The sequence below is a fragment of the Saccharopolyspora sp. NPDC002686 genome (genome assembly GCF_040295745.1).
Classification (GTDB): Bacteria; Actinomycetota; Actinomycetes; order Mycobacteriales; family Pseudonocardiaceae; genus Saccharopolyspora; species Saccharopolyspora oryzae.
The window spans coordinates 1-4,589 of the sequence record NZ_JBEOVY010000486.1; the positions used below are offsets into that span (position 1 = coordinate 1).

Sequence of the window (4,589 nt, forward strand, 5' to 3'; positions counted from 1 at the left end):
GAGGAGCTTGCCGGTGCACATCACAGCCACGTCCACGCCCAGCCGGACGCGCGACGAGGTGACCACGTCGTCGCCGCTGAGCGAGGCCAGGAGCACCTCGTAGCCATCGCTGACCAGGTGCCGAGCGCCGTCGAACACCTCCAGCGGTCCCGCGACGTCCAACAGCTGGACGTCGTCGTAAACCACGATGACCACTCGGTTCCTGCCCACGTCACCGAGCTTGGCCGCGCCGCGGGACGTCCTCAAGGACGAGCACCCCACCGATCAGGACAGGTGGCTCAGCGGTCGGAGCGCGTCAGCTCGCGCAAGATCGCTTCGGCATGCGTCCAGAGCAGGGAACCACCTGCATCCGCTACCAGGTGGTGGTTCGCGGACGGGATGCGTCCGGCGAGTGCGGCCCCGTGGTCGGGTGAGTGGCTGGGGCTGGTGTCGAGCTGGCCGTACCAGAGGTCGACCGGGGTGCGGACGTCCGCGACGGCGAACGGCCAGCGGCTCATGGTGAGTAAGGTGTCGCGGGCATAACCGCCTGGTCCCTGCGCGAATCCCTCGGCCATCGCCTTCCGGAAGATCGGCTCGAATCCCGGTGAGCGGTAGACGGCCAGGTCGCCTTCCGGGCTGAACCTGGTGATCAGCTGCCACAGCGAATCGGCGCTGCCGAATTCGGCGAAGGACTGCTCGGCGGCGGCCGGGTCGGCTGCCGCCAGCTCGACGATGCTGCGCAAGTCGTCCGGTAGCCCGTTGTCGAAGGACGCGAACTCGTCGGCGCCGGCGACGACCGCGGTCCGCTCCGCCACCCCCGCCGCCGCGCAGGCCAGCGCGAACGGTCCGCCCGCGGAGTAGCCGACGACGGCGAGCTGACCCGAGCCCAGAACTGCCCGGCGCAGTTCAGCGATGTCCTCGGCGAAGCTGCTCAGCGTGCGGCCCGGCGAGGGGTCGGAGGCGCCGAGCCCGGGCCGGTCGACCGAGATCAACCGGATGCCGAGCGCGTCGACGGCATCGGTGCCGAATCCGAGGCGGCGGCTCGTCGCGGCACCGGGGCAGAGCAGCACCGGGATCCCTCGTTGCGGCCCCCACTCGGCCCAGGCGAGGTTCCGCCCGTCGGAAAGTCGGTGCTGGGCGAGGCGAACTGGTTCGGAGACGTGCACGAAAGTCGATTGTGGACGCCCTTCGGGGCGCTCGCACCGGGTTTTCCGGTCCGGGTCGGCTCGGCGCTCGGAAGCGGAGGCTGGATTGCGCCCGCTCTGGGGTGCGCCGGGCGGTTGGTACCGGTGCGCAACGAGCAAGTCGAGGTGGGGTTGACGGGCGCGATCCGCGGAATGGGCCTGGTGAACCGTCCACATCGGACGGATATGAGCACTCGGGCCGTTAGCAGGCCGTGGGAGCAGGCCAAGACGAAAGAGACGCCGACCAACGAAAGGGTGTTTTCGCTGGTCGGCGTCTTGGTCAAGCTCGTGGCCTCAGCCCTGCTTGGTCTCCCAGAAGATCTTCTCGATCTCCGCGATGTGGTCCAGCAGTTCCTGGCCCTTCTGCGGGTCCATCGAACCCTTGGTGCCAGCGGCACCGGCTGCCTTGGTGGCCTTGTTGACCAGCTCGTGCAGCTGCGGGTACTTCTCGAAGTGCGGCGGCTTGAAGTAGTCGGTCCACAGCACCCACAGGTGGTGCTTGACCAACTCGGAGCGCTGCTCGGCGATCAGAATCGCGCGAGTGCGGAACTCCGGGTCCTCATTGGCCTGGTACTTCTCCTGGACCGCCTTGACGGACTCAGCCTCGATGCGCGCCTGGGCCGGGTCGTACACGCCGCACGGAAGGTCGCAGTGCGCGGTGGCCTCGAGGCGGGGGCTGAGGATGCGCGACAGCAGTCGCATTTTTCCTCCCTGACAGTGAGTGCTCCGACAGGGCCGACCCTACTCTGGAAGATCCTCGACGTCCTACTGGAGGTGGGCTGTGAGATCGCTCGGGCGGTGGCCGTGGCGCCGCTTGCTGGTGCGGGGCCCTTCGATGGTTCCCACACTGCGGGACCGCGATGTCGTGCTGCTGCGGCTGCGCGGTCGCGCCCGCCCGCGCGACGTCGTCCTGGTGCGGTGGGCGCAGCGGCCGGGGCAGCTGTCGGTCAAGCGCGCGGTGCGCCGCGAGGACGGCGGTTGGCACGTCGAGGGCGACAACAGCTTCGGCTCGACGGATTCCCGCGAACTGGGCCCGGCCGAAGTCCTCGGCGTCGTCCGCTGGCGGCTGTGGCCGAACCCGGGGCGCCTGCGCTGATCCGTCAGGCGCGCAGGGTTTCGTAGTGGGCCAGGCAGGTTTCGTACTGCGGAAGCAGGCCCTGCTCGGCGGCTTCGGCGAGGGTGGGGGCGGTGCGGTCCTTCTCGGACAGGACCGGTTCACCGTCCACTTCGTCCCAGGGGAGCGCGAGTTCCGGGTCGAGCGGGTTGATGCCGTGCTCGGCGCCCGGGTTGTACGGGGTGGAGCAGAGGTAGCTCATCACCGTGTTGTCGGTCAGCGCGACGAAGGCGTGCCCGAGGCCTTCCGGCACGTAGAGCGCGCGGTACTCGGTGGAGTCCAGCCGGACCGCGTCCCAGCGGCCGAAGGTGGGCGAGCCGACCCGGATGTCGACCACCACGTCGAGCAGCGCGCCCTGCGGGCAGTACACGTACTTGGCCTGGCTGGGCGGCACGTCGGAGAAGTGCACGCCGCGGATGACGCCGCGCGCGGACACGCTGTGGTTGGTCTGCGCGACCCGCAGCGGGTGTCCGACGGCTTCGGTGAACGCCGGTTCCTGGAACGGCGCGACGAAGAGGCCGCGGTGGTCCGGGAAGGACTTCGGGGTGAACTCGAACGCGCCCGTGTTCTCAAGTCGACGTGCCTGCACGTCCGAAAGCCTATGGGTCCGGTCGGGGGACGGTTCTCAAGGGGCGGTGGCAGCAGAACGTGCGTACTGCACGAGGCCGGGAAAAAACCCGAGTTCGTTCCGGCCTCCGCAAATTATGAAAACCGTACGTACGTACTGGCCTTTTCGAATCGAAATAGGACGTCCGTACTGCGAGAATCCGTTGACATTTTGTTGAAGTTGCTGGTGAGCTTGTGTGATCCCGGTCGCTGACATTGATCTGGAGGCCTGGCACACTGTTCGAACCGCAGCGTCCGCCGAGCCGCTGTCCGACCGGGGCAGCTGTGTTCGGTTCATTCACGCACCACCAGACCGGAACGCCCGGTGCAGTGGTGTTACCCGGGTGGCTTTCGCGTCACCCACCGCCCGGCCCGGTACGTGCCCGGGCCGAAGGCATGGCTACAGGAGGGACGCCGTGACCGCCGTTAACGACCGCACCGACAACGGTGCTGAATTGACCAACGAAGAAATTTTCGCCGCGCACGAAGGCGGCAAGCTGGGCGTCGAGGTGACCGCGCCGCTGAGCACCGCGCGCGACCTCTCGATCGCCTACACGCCGGGCGTGGCGCAGGTCAGCCGGGCCATCGCCAGCGACCCGACGCTGGTCGACCGCTACACCTGGACGCAGCGGTTGGTGGCCGTGGTCAGCGACGGCACCGCGGTGCTCGGGCTGGGCGACATCGGCCCGCGAGCTTCGCTGCCGGTCATGGAGGGCAAGTCCGCCCTGTTCAAGACCTTCGCCGGACTCGACTCGATCCCGCTGGTGCTGGACACCACCGACGTCGACGAGATCGTCGAGACCCTGGTCCGGCTGCGCCCGTCGTTCGGCGCGGTCAACCTCGAGGACATCTCCGCGCCGCGCTGCTTCGAGCTGGAGCGCCGGGTCTCCGAGGCGCTGGACTGCCCGGTCATGCACGACGACCAGCACGGCACCGCCGTGGTCGTGCTCGCCGCGCTGAAGAACGCCGCCCGGGTCACCAACCGCGAGCTGAGCTCGCTGCGCGTGGTCATCTCCGGCGCCGGTGCGGCCGGCGTCGCCTGCGCGAAGATCCTGCACGCCGCCGGTGTCGGCGAGATCGTCGTGCTCGACTCGCGCGGCATCATCAGCGCGGGCCGGGACGGGCTGACCCCGATCAAGGAAGAGTTGGCGGAGTTCACCAACCCGCGCGGGATCACCGGTGGTCAGGCCGAGGCGCTCAACGGCGCCGACGTCGTGATCGGCGTTTCGGTCGGGCAGCTCCCGGAGGAGCTGGTGGCCACCATGGCCGACGGGGCGATCGTGTTCGCGCTGTCCAACCCGGACCCGGAGATCCACCCCGAGGTCGCGAAGAAGCACGCCAGCGTGGTGGCCACCGGGCGCAGCGACTTCCCGAACCAGATCAACAACGTGCTGGCCTTCCCCGGCATCTTCAAGGGCGCGCTCGACGTCGGCGCCCGCAAGATCACCGACGGGATGAAGGTCGCGGCCGCCGAGGCGATCGCCGCGGTCGCCGCCGACGACCTCAGCGCCGACTACATCGTGCCCAGCCCCCTGGACCCGCGGGTCGCGCCCGAGGTCAGCGCCGCGGTGGCCAAGGCGGCCCGGGCCGAAGGCGTCGCCAGGGCCTGATCGCACTGATGCGCACGACGGCCTGCCGAGCAGTCGGCGCTGCCGCGGCCGGACCGCGCGGCGCCGGGCCGGAGTTGTGCCGGACGGGGCCGGGGA

At 69.4% G+C, this 4,589-nt stretch carries 5 protein-coding genes and 1 pseudogene; 2 read left to right on the top strand and 4 right to left on the bottom strand.

The genetic code is table 11. The annotated features are described in order from the left end of the window. The 3 genes and pseudogenes from ABTZ89_RS36070 to sodN all read right to left on the bottom strand — a co-directional run. A pseudogene (locus tag ABTZ89_RS36070) lies at positions 1–210 on the bottom strand (AraC family transcriptional regulator); the annotation flags it as partial. 68 nt (positions 211–278) lie between these two features. After that, positions 279–1,145 (bottom strand): alpha/beta fold hydrolase, encoded by an 867-nt coding sequence (locus ABTZ89_RS36075; protein WP_351053435.1) that lies wholly within the window; start codon positions 1,143–1,145, stop codon positions 279–281. 312 nt (positions 1,146–1,457) lie between these two features. Then, on the bottom strand, positions 1,458–1,865 hold the full coding sequence (gene sodN / locus ABTZ89_RS36080) for a superoxide dismutase, Ni (RefSeq protein WP_270949062.1): 408 nt from the start codon (positions 1,863–1,865) through the stop codon (positions 1,458–1,460). Positions 1,866–1,998: 133 nt separating this feature from the next. Here sodN and ABTZ89_RS36085 point away from each other — a divergent pair, with 133 nt between their 5' ends. Beyond that, positions 1,999–2,259 carry a S24/S26 family peptidase gene (locus tag ABTZ89_RS36085; protein WP_270949063.1) on the top strand — a complete coding sequence of 87 codons (261 nt, stop codon included), beginning with the start codon at positions 1,999–2,001 and terminating at the stop codon, positions 2,257–2,259. 4 nt (positions 2,260–2,263) lie between these two features. On the opposite strand, the gene ABTZ89_RS36090 is transcribed toward ABTZ89_RS36085, so the two are convergent. After that, the gene (locus ABTZ89_RS36090; RefSeq protein ID WP_351053439.1) at positions 2,264–2,866 is read right to left on the bottom strand and encodes a dTDP-4-dehydrorhamnose 3,5-epimerase family protein; all 603 of its coding nucleotides are present in this window, start codon (positions 2,864–2,866) and stop codon (positions 2,264–2,266) included. Between the two features lie 433 nt (positions 2,867–3,299). On the opposite strand from ABTZ89_RS36090, the gene ABTZ89_RS36095 reads away from it, so the two are divergent. Then, positions 3,300–4,493, top strand: coding sequence for an NAD(P)-dependent malic enzyme (locus tag ABTZ89_RS36095; RefSeq protein ID WP_351053442.1), 1,194 nt, complete (start codon positions 3,300–3,302; stop codon positions 4,491–4,493). Positions 4,494–4,589 lie beyond the last annotated feature (96 nt).

What these genes read in the sequence shown, in the direction of transcription:
- sodN (WP_270949062.1), bottom strand. Translation starts at nt 1,865, where the DNA reads ATGCGACTGCTGTCGCGCATCCTCAGCCCCCGCCTCGAGGCCACCGCG.
- ABTZ89_RS36085 (WP_270949063.1), top strand. Translation starts at nt 1,999, where the DNA reads ATGGTTCCCACACTGCGGGACCGCGATGTCGTGCTGCTGCGGCTGCGC.